Consider the following 23,214-nt stretch of genomic DNA (forward strand, 5'->3'; position numbering starts at 1 on the left):
AATTATACAAGTCGCTCCTCTACTCCCCACCTCACATAATCAGTCATCCATATCAATAAGGTGAGCAATTTGCCGACTGAAACCGGAGCCGTCCGCTGGAAGACCCTAAACAACCCGGCGATCCTCAAAAAGGCCCGTTGCAACATTCGAGCCGATGGTGGTTGAAGCGATCACACCGCCCCCGCCCTCCTGCCAAATCATCAGCCCCCCCGGATATCTCCCATCCGATATCGCGATTTTCCGTATCGAGCGCGCGTGGCTAGACTGGCGACGCATTCTCGACGCAGCATCGTCGTACGGCAACGCGACACGCCCTCACACAAACGATTCCGGGAGATGAGCCATGTCCGACCGGCATGCGTGCCGAGGCGCGCTCAAGACACTCGGCCTCGCGGCCGGCACCGCGCTGCTCGCCGCCGCGCGCCCGAGGCCTGCACGCTGTGCCACGGCGCGGACGGCCAGGTGCAATCGAGCGGCGGCAAGCCGGTCTTTAGGGCGCTCTAGGGTGCACGCTCGTTCAACTGGGGCGCGGGCATGGGCGACATCCGCAACGCGGCCGGTTTCGTGAAGGCGAACATGCTGCTTGGGCTCGGCGGCACGCTGACCGATCAGGAAGCGTGGGAGGTCGCGACCTTCATGGACAGTCACGAGCGCCCGCAGTCCCCCCCCCCCGTTTCACCGGCTCGGTGCAGGACACCCGCGCGAAATTCCACGACACGCCCGCCTCGATGTACGGGCGCGAAGTGAACGGCCGCGTGCTCGGCGCGCCATGAAACCTAGCTTGCCCGAGCGGCGCGGCATGCCAGATCACGGATGCCAGCGATACACGACGAGGCTCGACCCGTTGTAGTTGTCCTTCGTGATCACGTATTCGCCGGTCGAGCGCAGGTACGCACGGATGCCGTACATCGAGTCGACGTCGTTGCCGACGTCCATCGCCGACGTGTTCGAATTCGTCAGCGTGGTCACGAGGCTGCCGGTGTTCAGGTCGAACACGTCGACGTTCGGCACCGTGTGCACGTAGCCGACGAACAGGTAGTGGCCTGCCGCCGCCATCGATTTCGGATTCGCGCTCGTCAGGTTGATCGCGACGTTCGGCGTACTCGTGTTGCCGGCCTTCCAGCCGCGATAGACCTCGATGTGCCCGTTCATCGCTGTCCAGTCCCAGCTGCCCGAGATGCCCTGCGCGAGGATCATCGTGTCGCTGTCGGCCTGGTAGATGATTCGTGTGAGCGGCAGCACGGTGCGCGGAATCGGAATCTGCACCGGCTTGCCCCATGTCGGTTTCCCGGTCGCGTCGAAACCCGTCATCGGATAATGCGAAATGTTGTTCGTGCGATCGAGCCCGGCCCACACGTCGCCGTTGTCGTCGAGCGAGAAGCCGGCCGTCACCTGCAGCGTCGTGTTGAACGGCTTGCCGGGGATCGAGCCGTCCGGAATCGCGATGTAGCCGCTCGCGCCGTTGAAGTGATAGATGTTGTAGTTGCCCGGATTCTGTCCGGTCGCGACCAGCATCCGCGTGCCGTTCACGAGCGCGAGCTGGCCGAAATGTTGACCGCGCTGGTAGTCGTTCATGTCGAGGCGCGGGTCCTTCGGATAGGTGAACGGATCGATCGTGTTCGCGACGAACGTGCCGCCCGCGGTGCCGGTGTACACGTTGTTGCCGCTGTAGAAGAACGCGCCGTCGGTGGCGGGATCGGGCGCGGCGGCAGCCTCGAAGTTCAGTGCCTGCAGCTTCCATTGCAGCACGCCCGTCGGGCTGTACGAATGGAGGTCGGTGCTGCCATTGCGCCCGAGATCCCAGCCGCCACCCCACGCGTTGTTCAGCACGTACAGGTTGCCGGCCGCGTCCTTGCCCATGCCGGCGACGCGCGTGAAGCGCTTGTCGCCGACCTGCCCCTTGATGCCCGAAGTCGTGTCGAGATACCCGCCCTGCACGCCGAACGTGCCGCGCTGCACGGGCTGGCCCACGAGCGCGTAGATCTTGATGTTCATGTCGGGGCCTTCGTCGCCCACCAGCAACTGCCCGCTCGGCGCATCGAAATACAGCGACGCCGGCCGCGCGCGGGCCGCCATCTGGATCGTGCTCATCGCCGTGCCCGTCGGGCTGAACTGCGCGACGACACCCGCACTCTTGCGCGCGACCCACAGGTTGCCGGCCGCATCGAGCGCCAGCGCACCGGGGCCCGATACGCCGATATCGCGCTGCCACACGCCGTCCGTCGTGTAGACGCGCACGCGGTTACCGTAGAAGTCGCTCACGTACAGCAGGTTGCCGGTCGTCGCGAGACCCGTGATCACGTCCGCGTACTGGATGCCCGTCCACGTGCTGACAGGAATGCGCAGGTCGCGCTGGTTCGTGCTGCGGTTGTAGCGGCCGACCGAGCCGCTGCCGAACGTGCGGTTGTAGCCGAGCGCGACGAACAGCGAGTTCGCGTTGCCGGTGATCGCGCCACCCTGGAATTCGTCATGGATGCCGATCGTGCCGAGCGTCTGCCCGTTCTGGTAGATCGCGACACCGCCCGCGTTCTCGTCCCAGCGCGACGCCGTATAGATCACGCCCTCGGGCGCGACCCAAAGCGAGCGCGCACCGTTGCCGACGTGCGCGGCGAGCGTGCCGAACGTGTTCGCGAGCCAGTCCGTCGTGTATTGCGCTTGGGCGTGACCGGCCGGCGCCAGCATTGCCATGCACAGCCCAAGCAATGCCGCACGAATTTGTTTCGATAACATGAATGATGCTCCCGGACGATCGTTTTTTACACTCTAATTCGCCGCGTATGAAATATTGGTGATTTTTTCAAAAACCGATTCAATTTCGCTGCGAATGATTCATTACATTCCTTTACCGCGCGATGCCGCCTGACTGAAGACGCATCGCTCCGGGCTTCGTATCGCAGCCCCCGCCCGACAGCGCTCTCGCGAGCCGCTTTTTCCGGCACTTTATTCCGAAACACCTGACCATAACGCGTCATTTTTTCTGATTCGCGCGCATTGAACTTCCATTGCCGTCGAATCGATTAAATGATTACAAATCGAAATTAAAATGAAAGAGAAAAAATATTGTCCCGTGCGCGCTGCATTGCCGGGAAAATCGTGAATACATGAAATAAGGCGACGTCCGGCGGGTTGCCGTTGCCAATGAAGATGCGGATGAGGAGCGGGATGTACCGCGCGTGCGGCGAAGGAGAGGTGGACAGCGATGATGAGGAAGGCAGCGCCCCGGCCGGGCGTGCGGCCGGTTCAGGTCAGCTCGCGCTGTCGAGCGTCGCGCCGCCCCAACCGTCGAGGTACCTGGGCAGCGCATCGACGACGTCGATCACGCGCTGGCGGTGGAACAGACATCGATCAGCAGCGGGCCACGCAACCGGCGGCCCGCATCGAACGCGAGCGGCCGGTCATGCGCGTGACGTCAGAACTTCTGGCGCAGGCCGAGGCTGACGATCGCCTGCGACCGCGAGTCGGACGCGTGGCCGTTCGCCTTGTCCGACACCGATGCGGTCGCGGCCACCGGCCGGCCGAGCGCGTCGAGCGTCGTGCCGGACGCATGCTGATACGCGCCGAGCAAGTACACGCTGGTGCGCTTCGACAGGTCGTAGACCGCGCCAAGCGTGACGTTGTGATACTGCGCGCGGCTGTCGATGCCGTCGACGTCGCTGCCGCGCGTGTAGCTGTAGCCCGCGAACAGCTGCGTCTGCGGCTGCACGTTCCAGCGCGTGAACACGCCCGCGACGTTGAAGGTCGCGTGGCCGTTGAACAGCGACTGGGCACCGCTGCGGTACTGCACGTTGCTGTAGTTCACGCCGACCACGGCCGGGCCGAAGTCGTACGTCGCGCCGGTCGCGATGATCTGCTGCGACTGCGCGCTCGCATAGCCTTCGTTGATCGACGAGTTGAACAGGCCGTCGTCGGTGCTCTGCCACTTGCCGACCGTCGGGTCGGTCGCGCCCGTCTTGCTGTTGTCCGAACGCTCGTAGCCGACGCCCACGCGCAGCGGCCCCGCCGCGTATGCCGCGCCGATGCTCCACGTGTTGCGCTGCTTCATGCTGCCCGGCTGGCTGCCGAAGCCGTACAGCGCGCCGAACGTGAAGCCCGCGTAGTTCGCGCTCGTGTACTTGATCGAACTGTCGACGCGCGCGGTCTGGTCGAGATCGTCGATGTCGCCCGGGTGCGCGCCGAAACCGCCGATGAACGATGACGGGCCGACCGGGCTCACGAAGTCGTCGAGCGACGTGTACTGGCGGCCGAGCGTGACCGTGCCGTAACGGTTGCTGCCGACGCCGACGAAGGCCTGCCGGCCGAACTGGCGACCGCCCTGACCCGACGTGCCGTTGGTGATGTCGAAGCCGTTCTCGAGCACGAACAGCGCGCGCATCCCGCCGCCGAGATCCTCGGAACCCTTGATGCCCCAGCGGCTGCCGGACAGGTTGCCGGTGGTCAGCCCGACGTTCGAATGCCCTGTATAGGCGCCCGGCGAGCCGACCCGTTCGTTGCTGCGATAGGTCACGCCCGCGTCGACGATGCCGTACAGCGTGACGGAGCTTTGCGCGGATGCGATGCCCGCGAGCGAGAGCAGCAGCGGTGCTGCGATCAGTTGCTTGTTCATGGTTTTTAGCGTCTCCGGGCGGTGAGCCCGTTGTTCTATGCGAGTAGCGCGTGCGGCCGGGAGCCCCGCCGGCATGCGACGCCGGCCGCGTCCGCACACGGGAACGCGCGCGTGCGATACGCGCGCGCGACGTCGCGGCGAGCATGCCCGCCACGGCCGCCATGGTAGTTGGAACCGGTTCCCATCAACAGCGCAATAATGAAAACAACTTCTTGCCAGAATCGAGATAATCGGTCGCGCAGCGAACGCCGCTGTACAGCGCGACAACGCGCGCCCGATAATCGAGCACCCGCGTTCCACATGGAGCCATCGGCATGCATCAAACGACCTTGCTGATCTTCGCCGCCGTCGCGTTCGTCGGAATCGCGACGCCAGGCCCGACCGTGCTGCTCGCGCTGACCAACGGCTCGCGCTACGGCGTGCGCCGCGCGGCCTACGGTTTCGCCGGCGCGATGCTGTCCGACTTCGTGCTGATCGTCGCGGTCGCGCTCGGCCTCGGCGCCCTGCTGATGGCCTCGGCATTGTGGTTCTCGGTGGTGAAATGGCTGGGCGCCGCCTATCTCGCGTATGTCGGCATCCGGCTGCTCACGTCGAAGGGCTCGCTCGACGTCACCGTCGGGCATGGCGGCACGGCGCACGGACGCAACGCGTCGATCTTCGCGAAGAGCTTCCTGACCGCGGTGACCAATCCCAAGGGCTATCTGTTCTTCTCCGCATTCCTGCCGCAGTTCCTCGATCCGTCCGCGCCGCTCGCACCGCAATACGTCGCGCTCGCGGTCACGTTCGCGCTGCTCGACGGGGCGGTGATGTTCGGCTACGCGCTGCTCGGCGCTCGTGCGGTGCGGCTGCTGAAGCGCTCGGGCGCGCTGTGGCTCGAACGCACATGCGGCGCGATGCTGCTCGCACTGGCCGGTTCGCTCGCGCTGTACCGGCGTCATGCCGCATAGGCGCGTCGGCATGCGCGCCGCATCGTGCGTGATGGGTGCGCGATGAGGATCGCCGCGCCGCCCCGCGCCGGTTTCCCCGGCCTGTCGCTCCGGCAGCTCGACCGCTCGGATCTCGACGCGTGGTACGCGTACCTGTCGAGGCGCGACGTCGTCCGCCACACGAGCTGGAACCTGCATGCGCGCGACGATCTGCTGCCGCTGTTCGACGATATCGAGTCGACTCATCCGGATTCGATCCGCCGTCTCGCAATCGTCGACGACGCGTCGGGCGCGCTCACGGGGACGATCGGACTGCATACGGTGTCCGCCGCGAACCGCTCGGCCGAGATCGCGTACGACCTCGCACCGTCGCACTGGGGGCGCGGCATCGCGAGCGCGCTGTGCGCGAGCGTCACCGCGTGGGCGTTCGCCGAAGGTGGCTTCATGCGCATCCAGGGCGTCGTGCTGAGCAGCAACGCCGCCTCCGCGCGCGTCCTGCAGAAATGCGGCTACCGGTACGAAGGGTTGTTGCGCGCGTACCGGATGGTGCGCGGCGTGCCGGGCGATTTCGCGATGTACGCGCGCATCGCGACCGACTGAAACTCGCCGCGCGTCGCGCGTGTCGCGTCACCGACGCGATTGGACGAACCGCGCCGAATTCGCGACAATCGCCGTTCCCCGCCTCGACTTGCTCACCATGAAAATCGCCGCGCTGTCCGACATCCACGGCAACCTCGCCGCGCTTGACGCGGTGCTCGACGACGTGCGTCGCCGCGGCGCCGACGTGATCGTCAACCTCGGCGACATCGTGTCGGGCGCGCTCCATCCGGCCGAAACGGCCGACCGCCTGATCGCGCTCGACCTGCCAACCATCAAGGGCAATCACGAACGGCAACTGCTGACCGGCGATCGCGACACGATGCGGCTGTCCGATCGCTGGGCGCACGATGCGCTGCGCGACGAGCATCGCGCGTGGATCGCCGCGCTGCCCGAGCGCCTGACGCTCGACGAAGACGTGCTGATGGTGCACGGTACACCCGCCAGCGACCTCGTCTATTTCCTCGAAACGGTGACGCCCGATGGCTGCCGCGCGGCCACGCCCGATGAAATCGCGCGGCGTGCGGGCGACGAACCGGCGTCGCTGATCCTGTGCGGCCACACGCATATCCCGCGCACGGCGAAGCTCGACGACGGCCGGCTGATCGTCAACCCGGGCAGCGTCGGGCTGCAGGCGTATGCGGACGACCTGCCGCATCCGCACCGCATCGAGACGGGCTCGCCGCATGCGCGCTACGCGATGGTGTCGCGCACGGCGGCCGGCTGGAACGTCGAATTCCATGCGGTCGAATACGACTGGCACACGGCGGCCGCCACTGCGGCATCGCGCGGACGCGACGACTGGACCGTCGCGCTGCGCACCGGCCGGTGCTGACGCGCCTGGCTCACCCTTCCGCTTCACTTCATTCACCGGAAAACCGCACCGCCATGCCCGTTCCGTCGCAACTGCTCTTCCTGCCCGGCGCATCGGCCAGCACCGCCTTCTGGCAACCGCTGGCCAATCTGCTGACGCATCCGGCCGAGCGCCGGATCGTCGGCTATCCGGGCTTCGGCGACACGCCGCGCGATCCGGCCGTCGACGATTTCGACAGCCTCGTGCGTCATGTTCTGGAAACGATCGACCGGCCGACCGCCGTGATCGCCCAATCGATGGGCGGCGTGATCGCGATGCGCGCGGCGCTCGACAAGCCCGAACTGATCACGCACCTCGTGCTGACGGTCACGTCCGGCGGACTCGACATGGCAGGGCTCGGCGCGCAGGACTGGCGCACCGGTTTCGCGGAAGCCAATCCGCAGCTTCCCGACTGGTTCCTGACGTTCCGGGCGGACCTGTCGCGGGAAATCGGCCGCATCGCGCAGCCGACACTGCTGCTGTGGGGCGACGACGATCCGATCAGCCCCCTCGCGGCCGGCCGGCGCCTGCTCGAACGGTTGCCCGACGCCCGGCTGCATATCCTGCACGGCGGCCGGCACGATCTTGCTGCCGTGCATGCGCAGACGCTCGCACCGCTCGTCGATGCGCATCTGCAGCGCGTGTGACGTCGCGCGCCGCAGCCTCGACGTCAGCTTCGGTTTCAGCACAAAGCCGAAACCGCGCCGCCCCCCATCACCCTGCACTCCTCAGCGTGAGCCGCGCCTCCAGCCCGCCGCCATCCGTCCGGTTGCTCAGCGTGAGCGTGCCGCCCATCGCGAGCGCGAGTTGCCGCGCGATCGCGAGGCCGAGCCCCGTGCCGCCCGTCTCGCGGTTGCGCGACGTCTCCACGCGCCGGAACGGCTCGAACACCGCGTCGAGCTGATCGTCCGGAATGCCGGGCCCGCGGTCGAGCACGGCGATCACCGCGCCGCCGTCCGGCGCGGCGTGCACGTCGATCTCGGCCGCGCCCGCGAACTTCAGCGCGTTGTCGACGAGGTTGCCGACGATGCGGCGCAGCGCCTTCGGCCGCGTGACGAGCGCGAGCGGCGCGCGGCTGTGCAGCGCGACGTCCTGCCCCGCATCCGTGTAGTCGCACACGATGCTGTCGAGCAGCGCATCGAGATCGATGCGGCGCGCGGCCTCCTCGGTGCCGTGCAGCGTCCGCGCGTACGCCACTCCCTCCTTCACCAGATGCTCCATCTCGAGCAGGTCCTGGCGCAGCTTCGCGCCCTGCGCGTCGTCGTCCATCATGTCGGCGCGCAAGCGCATCCGCGTGATCGGCGTCTGCAGGTCGTGCGAGATCGACGCGAGGATCTGCATGCGCTCGGCCATGTACTGCGCGATGCGATCCTGCATCGCGTTGAACGCCCGGGCGGCGCGCGCGACTTCCGACGGCCCGCCCTCGTTCAGCCGCTCGCCCTTCAGGTCGGGGCCGAGCGCATCGGCGGCCTGCGCGAGCTGCTTGAGCGGCCGCGTCGCGAGCCGCACCGCGAGCCAGCAGCACGCGGCCAGCACCGCGAGCTGCAGCACCAGCACGACCGGCAGCCAGCCCGACAGCGGCACCGTCGACATCGGACGGATGTCGATCGTCAGCGGCGACCCGTCGGTCAGGCGCAGGTGCACCTGCAGATGTTCGCGGTCGCCGGGGATCGCGTTCGCGGTCAGCGGGTAGTCGCCGCCGATGCCGTCCGAGATCGACCGCTCGACGCGCGCCGACAGCCGCGCTTCCGGCGGCGTGCCGGTCTCGCCGGGCCCGAGGATGAACGCATAGCTGCGCCGCGCGAGGCGCGGCAGCCACGCGGCCCGCTCGGCCGGCGGCAGGTGGTCGAGCAAAGCGACCGAGCTCGCGACCTCGCGCTCGATGTAGCCCATCATCAGGTTGGTGGTCGCCTGGTCGCGCTCGGTCACGGTGAGCCAGAACGACAGCGTCTGCGCGAGCGCGAGGCCCACGCACAGGATCAGCGCGAGCCGCGCGAACAGCGAGCGCGGCCAGTGCCACGGCGTGCGCGCGCTCATGGCGTACCGTCGACGGCGGTCACGGCCGACGAGAACACATAGCCCTCGTTGCGCAACGTCTTGATGTAGCGCGGTTCGCGCGCGCCGTCTCGCAGGCGCTGGCGCAGCCGGCTCACGAGCAGGTCGATCGACCGGTCGAACGGATCGGACTGCCGCCCCTGCGTGAGATTGAGCAACTGGTCGCGCGTCAGCACGCGTTGCGGGTTGTCGAGGAACACGCGCAGCAGCCGGTATTCGGCGCCGCTCAGCGCGACCAGCGTGCCTTCGGCGTCGAGCAGGTGGCGCCCGGTCGTGTCGAGCCGCCATTCGCCGAATGCGAGCATCTCGGCCGTTTCCGTCACCTGCATGCCGGGCGGCAGCATGCGTGCGCGGCGCAGCACCGAGCGGATCCGCGCGAGCAGCTCGCGCACCGCAAACGGCTTGGCCAGGTAGTCGTCGGCGCCCATCTCGAGGCCGATGATGCGGTCGGTTTCCTCGCCGCGCGCGGTCAGCATCAGCACGGGCACCGTGCGGAACTTGCCCGCGCGCAGGTCGCGACACAGCGTGAGGCCGTCCTCGCCGGGCATCATCAGATCGAGCACGATCAGGTCGGGCGCGCCGTCGTCGAGCGCGTTGCGCATCTCGCGGCCGTTCGCGGCAAGCGACACGCGCATGCCGTTCTTCTCCAGATAGTCCGCGATCAGTTCGCGGATCGCGCGATCGTCGTCGACGATCAGCACGTGGTCGATCTTGTCCATGAGTCGTGGTCGGTGTCGGGGTATTCGGGCAGGCGATGTCCGCTTTTATACCGCACGGCGGGCATGCGTTTGTATCCCAATGTATCGCGCCGCCGCGACGACACACAACATTGCACACGCGCGGCCTGCCGGACACATCGCAGATACGTCGGCGCAGCCTAATGGGGCCTGTCGAAACACGTCCGGCCACCGCCTCCGAGCGGTGGCCTCCCGCTCAGGAGAACGCCATGCTGCCCCGATTCAAGATCGCCGCCCTCGTCATCGCCCTCGCCGCCACGGCCGGGCTCGCCGCGTTCGCAGGCACCCGCGACGACGCGGACATGCCGGCCTCGCAGGCCGGCACGGCGGCGCCCGATTTCACCGGCATCGACCGCTGGCACAACAGCGCGCCGCTGACGCTCGGCCAGTTGCGCGGCAAGGTCGTGCTCGTCGATTTCTGGACGTACTCGTGCATCAACTGCATTCATACGATTCCGTACGTGAAGGAGTGGGACCGGAAATATCGCGACCAGGGGCTCGTCGTGGTCGGCGTGCATACGCCCGAGTATCCGTTCGAGCGCGACGCGGGCAACGTCGCCGATGCGATCAAGCGCTTCGGCATCCGGTATCCGGTCGCGCAGGACAACCGCTACGACACGTGGCGTGCGTACGGCAACCAGTACTGGCCCGCGCTGTACCTGATCGACGCGAACGGGAAGGTCGTCTACACGCGCTATGGCGAAGGCGGGTACGACAAGACGGAGGCGGCGATTCGTCAAGCGCTGGCGCAGGCCGGTGAAGGCGCGAAAGGCACGACGCGCACGCAGTAACGGGCCGGCGCGCGGACGTGGCGCTCACCCGCGCTTCGCGTCGGCCGCCTCGATCATCGCTTCCCCGATCGCGAGGTTGCCGTTCGCGACCAGCGCGTCGCCCGCGCCGCGGATATCCGCCTCCGCCTTGTTCTGCCCGAGCTTGCGCTTGCCGACGAGTCGCGTGATCTCGATCTGCAGCCCGACGATCGACTGCAGCATCGCGTCGAGATAATCCGCCGGCGCGTCGCCCATCTTCCACGGCACCGGCTGCGACGCCTCGTGCGTGCGCGTCAGCCGGGCGACCACGCCGCGCACGAACTTCTCGTCGTCGCGCACCGTGATGCGGCCGTGCGCATGCACGACCACGTAGTTCCACGTCGGTACCTGCCGGTGCGCGACATGCTTGCTCGGATACCAGGTCGGCGAGATGTATGCGTCGCCCGCGCGGAAGATCACGAGCACCTCGTCGCCGTTCGCGACGTCCTGCCAGACCGGATTCTCGCGCGAGACGTGCGCATGCAGTTCACCGAGCCCGCCGTCGGACGGCAGCAACTCGAACGGGATATGGTTCGCGTCGAGCCCGCTGTTGCCGTGCGTGATCAGGCTGCCGAACGGATGCTGCACGATCAGCTCGCGCAGCGCGTCGGGGTTGGGTTCGTTGAAATCGGCGGGGACGTACATGTCGGCTCCACGGTCATGCAGCGGTTGGAATGGATCAGGCGCTGGCCCGTCATGCGGCGATTGTGGCTCCAAACTGGTTTATGCTGTAGAGCCGGTTTGGAACAATTTCCGCAGACCAGAATCATGGCAAGAACGACCCGGAACGTCGAAATCCCGTCGCTCGGCGCGCTTGATCGCGCGGCCGGCGACCTGAGTCGCCAGCTCGCGCAGGCGCTGCGCGAAGCCGTGCGGCGCGGCGACGTCCGGCCCGGCGACACGCTGCCGTCCACACGGCTGCTCGCCACGTCGCTGCAGGTGGCACGCGGCACCGTCGTCGATGCATATGCGCAACTGATCGCCGAAGGCTTTCTCGAATCGCGCGGCGGCGCGGGCACGCGGGTGGCGAACGCGCTCGCGGAGCCCCTTCCCGGCCCCGAACCCGTGCCGTCCGCGCCACGCCGCCCTCCGGTGCACACCGGCCTGCCCGAGCCGGCCGCCACCTTCGCGCGGATCGCCGGCGAATTCCGTCCGCTGCCGGCCATGCCGTTCGCGATCTCGGTGCCGATCGGCCTCACCGCCCCCGACGACATCTGGCGCCGGCTCGGCAACCGCCTGCGCGCACGCGGCGCCGGCGCGCCGTCCGGCTATGCCGATCCGCAAGGCGCGCTGCCGTTGCGCGAGGCGATCGCCGACTACGTGCGCCGCTCGCGCTCGGTGCGCTGCCATGCCGACCAGGTCGTGATCACGAGCGGCACGCAGCAGGGGCTGCATCTCGCGAGCCAGGTACTGCTCGGCGCCGACGATCAGGCGTGGGTCGAGAATCCGGCCTATCGCGGCATCACCGCGCTGCTCGACAGCACGGGGCGGCGCGACGCGATGGTGCGGGTGCCGGTCGACGCCGACGGCCTCGACGTCGAGGCCGGCATCCGCGCCGCGCCTCACGCACGGGTCGCGTTCGTCACGCCGTCGCACCAGTATCCGCTCGGCATGCCGCTCAGCATGGCGCGGCGCAATGCGCTGCTCGCGTGGGCGCGTGCACGGCGCGCGTGGGTGGTCGAGGACGACTACGACAGCGAGCTGCGCTACGAAGGCTATCCGTTCCCGTCGCTGCAGGGGCTCGACCCCGATCGCGTGATCTACCTCGGCACGTTCAGCAAGATCCTGTTTCCGTCGCTGCGGCTCGGCTACGTGATCGCCCCCGACGATCTCGTGCCCGCGTTCTGCGGCGCCCGCGTGCTGATGGATCGTCACGTGCCGACTGCCGACCAGCACGTGCTGGCCGCGTTCATCGCGGAAGGCCATCTCGACCGCCACATCCGCCGCGTGCGCGGCGTGTACGCGGAGCAGCGCGCTCTGCTGATCGACACGCTCGGTGCGCGGCTGCCGCGCGAACGCGCGTGGGTGCAGCCGGGCGACCAGGGGATGCATGTCGTGCTGTGGCTCGCGGAAGGGATCGACGATCTCGACGTGGTCGAGCGCGCCGCGCAAGCCGGTGTCGCGGTGCGCGCGGTGTCGCCGATGTTCGCGCCCGGCACGGCCCGCCCGGGGCTCGTGCTGGGCTTCGGCGGGTTCGGCCGCGCTCAGATGGAAGCGGCCGCGCAGCGGCTCGCGGATGTGGTCGCCACGGCCACCGGCGTCGCGCAGCGCTGATCGGGCGGCACCCGCGCAACGGCCGGCAGGCAGCGATTCGTCTGCGGAATCGCAACCGCGCGTGCCGCAAATGATTGTCAGCGAGCAACAAACGTAATCGTCTGTAAATCCTGCAAGCAAACGACCGTTTTCACGGCCGGCGCACCTGCGCAGTTTGCTAGGATCGCGCCTCTTCCATCCGCGCTCCTGCCGCCTTGAATCGCTTCGTGCCGCTTCTTCGAGACGCGTGGCTCCGTTGCCGCGCCCGCGTCGCACCGTTCGCCGCTGCCTGCCGCGCGCGCATCCGCGCGCTGGGCGCCGGCGTGCTGCATCGCCTGCGTCATCCGACACGCCGCGGCGTCGCGCTGACGCTCGCCGCGATACCGGTGCTGGGCCTGCTGGTGCTGCTCGCGTTCGTTCCGTTCACGCCGAGCATCGGCGACATCCGCAAGGCGCGCATCGACCGCCCCGCGCGCGTGCTGTCCGCCGACGGCCAGCTGATCACCGAGTTCCGGCCCGTCAACCGCGAATGGGTGCCGCTCAAGCAGATCTCACCGCACATGGTCGATGCGCTGATCGCGACCGAGGATCACCGCTTCTACACGCATCACGGCATCGACTTGCGCCGCACGCTCGCGGCCGGGCTGCACACGTTCTCGGGCAACCGCCAGGGCGGCTCGACGATCACGCAGCAGCTCGCACGCAACCTGTATCCGGATGAAGTCGGCCGCGCGCCGACGCTCACGCGCAAGGTGAAGGAGCTGATCACCGCGTTCAAGATCGAGTCGGTGTACAGCAAGGACGAGATTCTCGAGACCTATCTGAACACCGTGCCGTTCCTGTACAACGCGTACGGCGTCGAAATGGCCGCGCGCACCTACTTCGGCAAATCGGCCGACCAGCTCGACATCGTCGAAAGCGCGACGCTCGTCGGGATGCTGAAGGGCAACAGCTACTACAACCCGGTGCTGAATCCCGAACGCGCGGTACAACGGCGCAACATCGTGCTCGACCGGATGGCGCAGATGCACATGCTGACGCCGCGGCAGCTCGCGAAACTGCAGCGCCAGCCGCTGCGCGTCGACTTCGAGCCGCAGTCGGGGCAGCCCGGCCTCGCCCCGCACTTCGCGGTGCAGTTGCGCAAATGGCTGATCGCGTGGGCCGATCGCAACAACTACGATCTGTACTCGGACGGCCTCGTCGTGCGCACGACGCTCGACGCGCGGCTGCAGGACATGGCCACGCAGGCGCTGACGCGACAGACCGATCAGCTGCAGGCGATCGCCGACAGCGCGTGGCGCGGCCCGTCCGGCTGCGGGCTGCGCAATGACCTGTTCCGCGGCTTCGTCCGCCAGACGCCCGACTATCGGCAAGCACGCGACACCGGGCTCACCGATGTCGCGGCGCTGAAGCAGCTCGGCGCCAATCGGGAATTCATGCGCGCGCTGTGCGAGCGCAAGACGCAGGTGCAGGCCGGCTTCGTCGCGATCGACCCGCGCAACGGCGCGATCCGCGCGTGGGTCGGCAGCCCCGATTTCGGCAGCGAGCCGTTCGATCACGTGTCGCAGGCGCGGCGCCAGCCCGGCTCGACGTTCAAGCCGTTCGTCTATGGCGCCGCGTTCGCGGACGGCATGCGGCCGGGCGATACGTTCGTCGATCGCCCCGTGGCGATCCCGATCGGCGGCCGCGCGGTCTGGCGCCCGACCGACGAGGAGCCGCCCACGGGCGAACCGATGACGCTGCGCGACGCGCTCGCGCTGTCGCGCAACCGCATCACCGCGCAGGTGATGCAGCAGGAAGGCGCGGCGAAGGTCGTGCAGCTCGCGCGCGCGATGGGCGTGCGCGAGAGCCCGCTCGACGCAGTGCCGTCGCTCGCGCTCGGCACGAGCCCCGTCACGCTGAAGGAGATGGCGTCCGCGTACGGCACGATCGCGAACCGCGGCGTGTACGTCGCGCCGCAGATGATCACGCGCATCGAGGATCGCGACGGCAAGGTGCTCGCCGCCTTCGGCAGCGCGCCGCCCGAACGTGCGCTGCCCGAGCCCGCGGCACAGACGCTCGTCGACGTGATGCGCGACGTCGTCGATCGCGGCACCGGCGCCGATATCCGTTCGCGCTACGGGATCCGCATCGACGTCGCCGGCAAGACGGGCACGACGCAGGACAACGCGGACGGCTGGTTCATCCTGATGCATCCGCAGCTCGTGGCCGGCGCGTGGGTCGGCTTCGACGACGGCAGCGTGACGCTGCGCAGCGACTACTGGGGCGCGGGCGCACACAGCGCGCTGCCGATCGTCGGCACGTTCTACGATGCGGCGCTGCGCGCGCGGGCGATCGACCCGCACGTGCAGTTCTCGCCCGACTTCCGGCCGCGCAGCGCGCCGGCGCCGCGGCGGCGCGCGCCGCATCCGGGCCTGTTCGACTGGCTGAGGTTCTTCCGCTGATGCAGGCAAACACAAAGACGGGGAGCACGCGGAGCGCCGGATTAGTCCACCCGGACGAAGCGGACTTGCTGCACACCGCGCACCATCGTCGTCATCGCTCAACGACGGTGGAGCCCGCATGACACAAAGCGCAGTCGATATCGCGAACCTGCTTTACCGCTACGCGGAACTCATAGACGCCGGCGACCTGCCGGGCGTGGCCGGGCTGTTCCGACACGCGCGCATCAAGACGCGGGAAGGTGCGCCGACGATTGGCGCGGATGAACTGCTCGCGCTGTTCGGCGCGAGCGTGAAGCGCTACCCGTGCGGCACGCCGCGCACGAAGCATGTGGTGAGCAATCCGATCATCGAGATCGACGAAACCGCGCATCGCGCGACGGCACGCTCGTACTACACGGTGCTGCAGGCCGTCGACGGGTTCCCGCTGCAACCGATCGCGGCGGGCCGCTATCACGACGCATTCGAACGCGTCGACGGGGCGTGGCGCTTTTCGTTCCGCGATTACACGCTGTTCGATTTCGCGGGCGACCTGCGCTACCACCTGAACCTGAGCGAATCGCCGGCCGGTTGAAGCGCCGGCCGGTGCACAACGCAGCCGCGCTCAGCCTGCGGCGAGCGTCTCTGCCAGCGCATCGAACTCCGGCGCCCACGCCGCACGCCACGCGGCCTTCGTCGCGTCGTCCACCCACGCGCCGTCGATCCCGTTCAGCATGAACTGCTTCAGCTCGGCGACAGTGAAGCCGAAATGGCTGAACATCAGCTCCCACGCCTCCGACGGATTGACCTTGTGCAGCGTCGGATCGTCGGTGTTCGGATGGATCTTCAGCCCGAGGCCCGGCATCTTGCGCATCGGGTGCAGTTCCGCCCATTGCTCCGGCGGCAGCGTACGCAGGTAGTATGAATTCGTCGGCACGACGGTGAAGACGATCCCGCGTTCCGCATAGCGCGCGCACAGCTCGGGGTTGTCGACGATCGTATAGCCGTGATCGACGCGATCGACCTGCAGCAGATCGACGGCCGTCTCGACGTTGCGCCACGGCATCCCGAACTCGCCCGCATGCGCGGTCGTGCGAAAACCCGCCGCGCGCGCATTGCGATAAGCCTTCCAGAACAGTTCCGGCGGCCGGTCGTTCTCGCGGTAGTCGATTCCGAGCCCCGCCACTTCGTCCGCCCGGTTCGCCTTCATCCATTCGACGATCGCCACGGCTTCGTCCGGATCCTGCTCGCGGTCGATGCTCGGGATCAGGCGCGCGCCGATCCCGAAGTCGCGCGCGGCGTCGCGGATCGCCGTCACGATCGCGGCCTGCGCGTCCGCATACGCGATGCCCGACACACGCACCGTACCCGTCGGATTCCAGAAGAATTCCGCATGCCGGACGTTGTGCGCGGCCGCATCCTCCAGATACTCGTAGGCGATCCGCCGCAGGTCATCCGGCTGTGTGAGCAGATACTTGTCGAGCGCGCGCAGGACGTGCAGCACGCCGACCGGCTTCTCGCCGCGTGCATAGAACGCGTCGATCTCCGCGCGCTCGATCGGCGCGCCGCTGCGCTCCGCAAGCGCGACGAACGTATCGTGCCGCACCGCGCCGAGCAGGTGGCAATGCAGCTCGACCTTCGGCAGCGCATGGAAGAAGGCCCGATGGGCCGGCGTGATCTCGATGCCCGTGCGCGCGGCCGGGACGTTACCTGGTGTTGCCTTCATTGCAGTCTCTTTTGGGGTAGTGCCGATGCGTCGCGAAAACCGTCTCTCAGTGCGGCTTCACGACGGTCCAGAAGTAATAGCCGAGCGGAATCGCGAGCACGACGAGCCCCCACGACACGTCGCGCCAGCGGCCGGCCAGCAGCTTGACGAGCACGTAGCACAGCAGCCCGCCCGCGATGCCGGTGCCGAAGCTGTTCGACATCAGCGTGAGCAGCACCATCGACATCACGGGCAGCGCATCGGTGAAGTCGTCGAAATGCGTATGGCGGATCGTCGCGAACATCGACAGCCCGATCAGGATCAGCGCCGGCGCGGTCGCCTCTTTCGGGATCGCGAGTGCGACCGGCACGAACAGCAGCATCGCGGCGAACAGCACGGCCGCCGCCAGCGACGACAGCCCGCTGCGGCCGCCGGCCTCGACGCCTGCCGCCGATTCGATCAGCGCGGTCAGCGCGGGAATGCCGAACACGGGCCCGATCGTCGCCGCGAGCGAATCGACGAGGAACGGCCGGTTGATGTTCGGCAGGTTGCCCTGTTCGTCGAGCAGGTTCGCCTTCGCGCCGACCGCGAGCGCGGTGCCGAGCGTCGAGAAGAATTCCGCCGCGAAGAACGCGAACAGGTACGGCGCAGCCGCGAGGCTCAACGCGCTGCCGATATCGAGCTTGAACGCGATCGGCGCGATGCTGTGCGGCAGCGACACGAACGACGCGGGCAGATGCGTGACGCCGAGCGGCACACCGGCCGCGGCCGCGACGAGGATCGCGATCAGGATCGCGCCGGGCACCTTGCGCGCCTGCAGCACGACCGCGACCGCGAGGCCGATCAGCGCGACGAGCGCGCCCGGCCGCGAGAAATCGCCGAGCGCGAACGCATTGGTCTTCGCGTTCGCGACGACCATCCCCGCATTGCGCAGCCCGAGCATCGTGACGAACAGCCCGATAGACGCGCCGAGCCCGAGCTTGATCTGCACCGGAATCAGCCGCACCACGACGCCGCGCGCACCGAGGATCGTCAGCAGGAAGAACAGCACGCCCGACACGCATGCGATGCCGAGGCCCGTCTGCCAGCCGACGTGCTCCGTCGTCGCGAGCGTCACGCCGATGATCACCGAGCCGCCGATGCCGGGGCCGACGAGGAACGGCAGGTTCGCGTAGAGCCCCATCAGCGTGGTGAACAGCACGAACACGATGATCGTCGCGGTCGTCGCCGCGCCGCGCTCCATCCCGCCCGTCGCAAGCAGCGACGGAATCACGACGAGCAGGTACGCGGCCGCGAGAAACGACGTGACGCCCGCGATCGTCTCGGTGCGCACGCTCGTGCCGCGCGCGGCGAGCGCGAAGCGGCGTTCGAGCCAGTTGGCCGGCGCTCGTGCCGGCATCGTGTCAGTCGCTGACATGGTGGTTCTCCTGTGATTCCGAATATTGTCCTGTGTCGATTCATGCAGCGCGGTCTTATACTGCCGCGTACCGCATCCCGACCGTTATTGCCCGATGTCGTCCGACCGCTCGTCGCTGCTGCCCGCACTCACGCTGCGGCAGGTCCAGCACTTCGTCGTGCTCGCCCACGCACGCAGCTTCACGCAGGCCGCGCAGGCGCTGTCGCTCACGCAGCCCGCGCTCACCGCGTCGATCCGCCAGATCGAGTTCCTGCTCGGCGGGCGCCTGTTCGCGCGCTCCGCGCACCGGCTCACGCTCACCTCCGCGGGCGAAGCCGTGCTGCCGCTCGCCGAACGCCTGCTCAACCAGGCGCGCGGCACGTTCGACGACATGACGCGGCTCATCGGCGAACGCATCCAGACCGTGCGCATCGCGTTCATCCCGTCGGTCGCGGGCCGCCTGCTGCCCGCGCTCAACGCACTGCGCGACGCACACCCGACGCTGCGCTTCACGCTAACCGACCTGCCGAACAGCGCGCTCGTCGAAGCCGTGCGCGACAGCGTCGCGGATCTCGGCATCGGCGTGCGCGAACCGGACAGCGACGACGGCACGCTGCGCTACCGGCAGCTCTTCGAGGACGAGATCGTGATCGTCGTGCGGCATGACGATCCACTCGCCCGCGCGAAGAGCGTCACGTGGGCAAAGCTCGTCGATCGCGAGCTCGCGGTATTCGTGCGCGGCAGCGTCAGCGAATCGCTGCATCGCACCGGCGGCGCCGAGAAGCTGCGCCTGAACGTCACGTACCGGATGGAATACACCGAGCCGCTCTACGCGCTCGCGCGCAACGGCCTCGCGACCGCCGTGCTGCCGAGCCTCTACACGATGCATCTGCACGACCCCGAACTCGTCGCACTGCGCGTCGACAAGCCGCGCGTCACGCGCGCGATCTCGCTGATTTCGCTCGCCGGCGACGATCGCGGCCCGCACGTGCGGGCCTGTCGCGAGTGGATTGCGAAGCACATCTGATTGCGCTCAGGGCAGCTTCGCGATGCGCTCGACGAGCGCTGCGTAGAAGCGGTCCGCGTCGACCTCGTTGATCCACGTCGCGTTCGCCGCACGGCCACTGCGCCCGTTCCAGTCGACGACGGTCTCGCCGAGCGTCCACTGCCCGGTCGTCTCGACCATCACGTTCACCTTGCGTCCGCCGAACAGCGTCGGATCGACGAGATAGCCGACCGCGGTCGGGTCGTACATCGGCGCGTCCTCGACGCCGCGTCGCTTCTTGTTGTACGCCAGTTCGGCATCCATGATGTCCGCGACGATCGCGCCACTGCGGTTGCCGAGCGCACGGAACGGCGCGACGCGCGCCGGCGTGATCGGCGCCTTCACCGCGACGTCGCGCGGCAGCACGACGATCGGCACGCCGCTGCCGAATACGACTTCGGCCGCCTGCGGATCGACGTAGATGTTGAACTCCGCGGCCGGCGTGATGTTGCCGCGCTCGAAGAACGCGCCGCCCATCAGCACGATTTCCCGCAGCGCGCCGCGAATCTGCGGCGCCTCGACCAGCGCGGTCGCGACGTTCGTCAGCGGGCCGAGCGCGCACAGCGTCACGCTGTTCGGCGCCGCGCGGCTCAACGTATCGACGAGATACGACACAGCGTGGCCGGCGGCAAGCGGGGCGCGCGGTTCGTGCAGTTCGACGCCTTCGAGCCCGGTCTTGCCGTGCACGTTCGCCGCCGTCACGAGGTCGCGCACGAGCGGACGCGGGCAGCCCGCGTAGACGGGCAGCGTCTTCGTGCAGCCGGCCCAGTCGCGGATGATCCGCGCATTGCGTTCGGTCAGGTCGAGCGGCACGTTGCCCGCGACGGCGGTCAGCGCGCGGACGTCGAGCCGGTCGTGCGCGCCCAGCGCGAACAGGATCGCGATGGCGTCGTCCTGCCCGGGGTCGGTATCGATGATCACCGTGCGGCGCGCGGCGTCGCCGCCGGCTGCAAACGCGCCCGTTTCGGGCAGCAGCGCAGTGCCGGCCAGCGCGGCGGACAGTTTCAGGAAGGTGCGGCGTGATGCGATCGGATGGGTCATGGTCTGGCGCTCAGAAAACGTGCCGGACGCCGAGCGTCGCCATCATCTGGCGCGTGCCGGTCGAGCGCGCGTACGCGAAGATCTGCGCATGGTCCGCGTCGCCGGCCGCCTGCTGCGCGATCACCGTCAGCGCGACGTCGGTGCGTTTCGACAGGTAGTAATCGGCCTGCAGGTTCACCTGGTGCCATTTCGGCCGCTTGTCGATCACGTCGTACTTGCCGTTCGTGAACGCATACGCGGCGCCGAGAAAGAGCTGCGGCGTCATCGTGTAGACGACGTTCACGCCGAGGTTCTGCAGGTGCAGGTGCGTATTGTCGAGGTAATCGTAGCGCACGTCGGTAAACATCGCCGCGAACTGCGCGCGGCCGATCGTGTAGAAGCCGCCCGTGCCCGCGATCCGCTGCCGGCTCGCGTAGGCCGCGGGCGACATCGCGCTCTTGCTGAAGATCAGCAGCGGCGACGCATAGTCGTTCGCGATCGCACCATCCTGGTTCGTCGCGCTGTACGGATGGTTGTACTGCGCGTAGACCACGCTCCAGCGCAGCGGGCCCTGCTCGTAGCCAAGGCCGAAGCTGTAGGCGCTGTTGTTCGCGAAGCCGGTCGCGTTGCTGAAGCCGTACAGCGCGGTGAATTTCAGGCCGTAGTAGACGGGGCTCACGTACTTCACCGAGTTCTGCACGCGGATGTCGTTGTAGCCGTTGTCGTTGTCGCCGATGTTCACGCCGTTGCTCGCGATGATCACGGGCCCGATGTAGTCGTGGATCGCGTCGTACTGGCGGCCGAACGTCAGCGCGCCGTAGGTGCGGTCGGCGAGGCCGACGTACGCCATCCGCCCGAACTCGCGGCCGTTCTGCGCGGCCGTGCCCGTCATCACGTTGAAGCCGTTCTCCAGCTGGAAGACTGCAGACAGCCCCTGCCCGAGATCCTCCTTGCCCTTCAGCCCCCAGCGCGGGTTCTGGTTCGTGCCGGACAGCGCCTGCCAGGCGTTCTTGCCGCCCTGGTTGGTCGCGAACCCGACACCGGCCGAGATGAGACCGTACAGCGTGATGCTGCTTTGCGCACAGGCATGCGTCGCGAAGGCGCCGAGCACCGCGAGCGGGGCGAGCTTGTAGAGAGTTTTCATGCGGGTCGTGTGATCGGTGGTGGTCCAGGCGCGGCAGGGTTCCGCGAAACTGGCCTCGACTATACGAACCCGGATCTGATAATAAAAGTTTGCTTTTGTTATGGTTCAATAAAACGGATTTATTCTCATCCTGATCACCCCCGTGCCGGCTGCACCGGCCGTCAATCCGCCGTGTCGCCGCCCTTCGGCACCTTCGACCACGCCTTGCGCCCCGGCAACGGCGACCACGCCGGCCGCGTCTTGCGTGCACTGTCGATCACGACCAGGTAGCGGCCCGCGATCGGCGTGATATCGCGATCGCGACGCAGCACCCACAGCGACTTGCCGGCCTCGACACGCGCCTGGTAATCGTCGTCGAGCAGGCCGTGCCGGTCGAAGAACGTGTTCAGCGACGCGGGAATCCGCACGCACCCTTTCGAGTGCCGGATCCCGAGCAGCGATTCGAGGCGATCGGGGTCGGTCGCATGCATCTGGAAGCGCATCGGCGACACGCCGCCCTTGCCCCAGCCGCGCTCGCCATCCACCCAGCCGAAGTCGTAGATACGCATGTCGCGGCGGCCATAGCCGCGGATGCCGTTCTCGTTCGTCGTGCCTTCCGCGCGGAAATCCATCGTGTCCGGCGAGTGATGGAACACGCCGAGCGGTGTCAGGAAATGGTCGTACTTGCCCGGCAGCCCGGTGCCGACCGGCGATGCGCCGATCATCATCCACGCGTTGGCCGGCGTCGCGCGGAAGTAGATGAACAGTGCCTGTACGTTCGGCGCGCGGTCGACCATCGCGACGTATTCGCCGGCGAGGTCGCCGAGATCCGCATCGGCGAGCGCCTTCTGGAGCCGCTCGCCGTACGCGCGCTGCTCGCTTGCCGGCACGTTCAGGCGCCGCGTGACTTCCTGCGTGAAGCGCTTGCGCATGTCGACCGCGCGTGCGGTCGCATTCTTCGCCTCGTCGGCCGACAGGGGTGGATGCTTGCGCGGCGGAGTCGGTGCGGGTACCTCGGCCTCGCTGGCGGGCGTCGCGGAAGCGGCCGATGCAGGTGCCGCGGCGGAAACGGCGGAAGCCGCAGATGCTCCCGATGCACTCGATGCGCCCGACGCCGGGCTGGCAGGCGCCGCAGGATGTGCGTGTGATGCGGCACGCGCGGGCTGGGCCGCCGACGCACCCGACGATGCATGCGCCGACGAAGCGGCATGCGCGCGGGAAGCCGCAGATGCTCCCGATGCACTCGATGCGCCCGACGCCGGGCTGGCAGGCGCCGCAGGATGTGCGTGTGATGCGGCACGCGCGGGCTGGGCCGCCAACGCACCCGACGATGCATGCGCCGACGAAGCGGCATGCGCGCGGGAAGCCGCCGGTGCGGGCGACTCGACTGATGGGGATGACGTAGCGGCGGGCAACGGTGCGTCGGACGCCGCAAAGACAGGCCGCTCGACGAGCACGGAGATCGGCAGTGCCGCGGCGAGCCCAATACACGCAGCGGCGGCACGAGCAAGACAACGCGGCTTCGCAAATCGCCGCATCAAGCTGAAAAACTTCATACGTTCGAAGCCATCGGCCGATCCGGCCGCCGCATGCTGCTGTTGCGAGCGGCGCATCTTCCGCGCGAGCCATCGACACGTCCGGCGCATCGTGTGCGCCCGGCGCCGACGCCTCT

The 23,214-nt window shown here is 68.1% G+C and carries 19 protein-coding genes and 1 pseudogene; 10 read left to right on the forward strand and 10 right to left on the reverse strand.

Features of this window, described 5'->3' with window-relative positions; translation table 11 throughout:
* Window positions 1-432 precede the first annotated feature (432 nt).
* Window positions 433-773: pseudogene (locus DIE11_RS37290) on the forward strand (c-type cytochrome); the annotation flags it as partial.
* Between the two features lie 34 nt (window positions 774-807).
* Here DIE11_RS37290 and DIE11_RS32510 read toward each other — a convergent pair.
* Both DIE11_RS32510 and DIE11_RS32520 read right to left on the reverse strand, forming a co-directional pair.
* Entirely contained in the window at window positions 808-2,730 is a 1,923-nt protein-coding gene (locus DIE11_RS32510; RefSeq protein WP_124629474.1) for an SMP-30/gluconolactonase/LRE family protein, read from the reverse strand.
* A 679-nt stretch (window positions 2,731-3,409) separates the two neighbouring features.
* Window positions 3,410-4,603, reverse strand: coding sequence for a porin (locus DIE11_RS32520; protein ID WP_124629475.1), 1,194 nt, complete (start codon window positions 4,601-4,603; stop codon window positions 3,410-3,412).
* Between the two features lie 314 nt (window positions 4,604-4,917).
* On the opposite strand from DIE11_RS32520, the gene DIE11_RS32530 reads away from it, so the two are divergent.
* From DIE11_RS32530 to DIE11_RS32545, 4 genes are all read left to right on the forward strand, one after another.
* Window positions 4,918-5,550, forward strand: a complete 633-nt coding sequence (locus DIE11_RS32530) for a LysE family translocator (protein WP_059598713.1) — start codon at window positions 4,918-4,920, stop codon at window positions 5,548-5,550.
* A gap of 42 nt (window positions 5,551-5,592) precedes the next feature.
* On the forward strand, window positions 5,593-6,129 hold the full coding sequence (locus tag DIE11_RS32535) for a GNAT family N-acetyltransferase (RefSeq protein ID WP_124629476.1): 537 nt from the start codon (window positions 5,593-5,595) through the stop codon (window positions 6,127-6,129).
* 97 nt (window positions 6,130-6,226) lie between these two features.
* Window positions 6,227-6,961 carry a metallophosphoesterase gene (locus DIE11_RS32540; protein ID WP_124629477.1) on the forward strand — a complete coding sequence of 245 codons (735 nt, stop codon included), beginning with the start codon at window positions 6,227-6,229 and terminating at the stop codon, window positions 6,959-6,961.
* Window positions 6,962-7,014: 53 nt separating this feature from the next.
* Entirely contained in the window at window positions 7,015-7,626 is a 612-nt protein-coding gene (locus tag DIE11_RS32545) for an alpha/beta fold hydrolase (RefSeq protein WP_124629478.1), read from the forward strand.
* 67 nt (window positions 7,627-7,693) lie between these two features.
* Here DIE11_RS32545 and DIE11_RS32550 read toward each other — a convergent pair whose 3' ends face one another.
* Both DIE11_RS32550 and DIE11_RS32555 read right to left on the reverse strand, forming a co-directional pair.
* Window positions 7,694-9,016: an ATP-binding protein gene (locus DIE11_RS32550; protein ID WP_124629479.1), complete on the reverse strand. Its 1,323-nt coding sequence runs from the start codon at window positions 9,014-9,016 to the stop codon at window positions 7,694-7,696.
* The gene (locus DIE11_RS32555; RefSeq protein ID WP_124629480.1) at window positions 9,013-9,753 is read right to left on the reverse strand and encodes a response regulator; all 741 of its coding nucleotides are present in this window, start codon (window positions 9,751-9,753) and stop codon (window positions 9,013-9,015) included. Before DIE11_RS32555 ends, DIE11_RS32550 begins: the two co-directional genes overlap by 4 nt.
* Window positions 9,754-9,980: 227 nt before the next feature.
* Here DIE11_RS32555 and DIE11_RS32565 point away from each other — a divergent pair, with 227 nt between their 5' ends.
* Window positions 9,981-10,562, forward strand: coding sequence for a thioredoxin family protein (locus DIE11_RS32565; protein WP_124629481.1), 582 nt, complete (start codon window positions 9,981-9,983; stop codon window positions 10,560-10,562).
* A 24-nt stretch (window positions 10,563-10,586) separates the two neighbouring features.
* Here DIE11_RS32565 and DIE11_RS32570 read toward each other — a convergent pair whose 3' ends face one another.
* Window positions 10,587-11,225, reverse strand: coding sequence for an FMN-binding negative transcriptional regulator (locus tag DIE11_RS32570; protein WP_124629482.1), 639 nt, complete (start codon window positions 11,223-11,225; stop codon window positions 10,587-10,589).
* Window positions 11,226-11,348: 123 nt separating this feature from the next.
* Between DIE11_RS32570 and DIE11_RS32575 the strand changes: the two genes are divergently transcribed.
* The 3 genes from DIE11_RS32575 (at window position 11,349) to DIE11_RS32585 (ending at window position 15,848) form a co-directional block, all read left to right on the forward strand.
* Window positions 11,349-12,854 (forward strand): PLP-dependent aminotransferase family protein, encoded by a 1,506-nt coding sequence (locus DIE11_RS32575; protein WP_124629483.1) that lies wholly within the window; start codon window positions 11,349-11,351, stop codon window positions 12,852-12,854.
* Window positions 12,855-13,048: 194 nt separating this feature from the next.
* Window positions 13,049-15,277 carry a penicillin-binding protein 1A gene (locus tag DIE11_RS32580; protein ID WP_124629484.1) on the forward strand — a complete coding sequence of 743 codons (2,229 nt, stop codon included), beginning with the start codon at window positions 13,049-13,051 and terminating at the stop codon, window positions 15,275-15,277.
* 118 nt (window positions 15,278-15,395) lie between these two features.
* A complete protein-coding gene (locus DIE11_RS32585) occupies window positions 15,396-15,848 on the forward strand; it encodes a nuclear transport factor 2 family protein (protein WP_124629485.1) in 453 nt (150 codons plus the stop codon).
* A gap of 30 nt (window positions 15,849-15,878) precedes the next feature.
* Here the strand turns inward: DIE11_RS32585 and add are convergent, their stop codons facing one another.
* Entirely contained in the window at window positions 15,879-16,979 is a 1,101-nt protein-coding gene (gene add / locus DIE11_RS32590) for an adenosine deaminase (protein ID WP_124629486.1), read from the reverse strand.
* Window positions 16,980-17,025: 46 nt separating this feature from the next.
* Window positions 17,026-18,375 carry an NCS2 family permease gene (locus DIE11_RS32595; RefSeq protein WP_124629487.1) on the reverse strand — a complete coding sequence of 450 codons (1,350 nt, stop codon included), beginning with the start codon at window positions 18,373-18,375 and terminating at the stop codon, window positions 17,026-17,028.
* Between the two features lie 94 nt (window positions 18,376-18,469).
* Between DIE11_RS32595 and DIE11_RS32600 the strand changes: the two genes are divergently transcribed.
* Complete coding sequence (locus DIE11_RS32600; protein ID WP_011354000.1) at window positions 18,470-19,381, forward strand: LysR family transcriptional regulator; 912 nt, start codon at window positions 18,470-18,472, stop codon at window positions 19,379-19,381.
* 6 nt (window positions 19,382-19,387) lie between these two features.
* On the opposite strand, the gene DIE11_RS32605 is transcribed toward DIE11_RS32600, so the two are convergent.
* The 3 genes from DIE11_RS32605 to DIE11_RS32615 form a co-directional block, all read right to left on the reverse strand.
* Window positions 19,388-20,440, reverse strand: a complete 1,053-nt coding sequence (locus DIE11_RS32605; protein WP_124629488.1) for a nucleoside hydrolase — start codon at window positions 20,438-20,440, stop codon at window positions 19,388-19,390.
* Window positions 20,441-20,450: 10 nt separating this feature from the next.
* Window positions 20,451-21,563, reverse strand: a complete 1,113-nt coding sequence (locus tag DIE11_RS32610; protein ID WP_124629489.1) for a porin — start codon at window positions 21,561-21,563, stop codon at window positions 20,451-20,453.
* 161 nt (window positions 21,564-21,724) lie between these two features.
* On the reverse strand, window positions 21,725-23,188 hold the full coding sequence (locus DIE11_RS32615; protein ID WP_124629490.1) for a hypothetical protein: 1,464 nt from the start codon (window positions 23,186-23,188) through the stop codon (window positions 21,725-21,727).
* Window positions 23,189-23,214 lie beyond the last annotated feature (26 nt).

It is taken from the genome of Burkholderia sp. Bp9012 (assembly GCF_003853825.1).
GTDB classification, from domain to species: Bacteria; Pseudomonadota; Gammaproteobacteria; order Burkholderiales; family Burkholderiaceae; genus Burkholderia; species Burkholderia diffusa.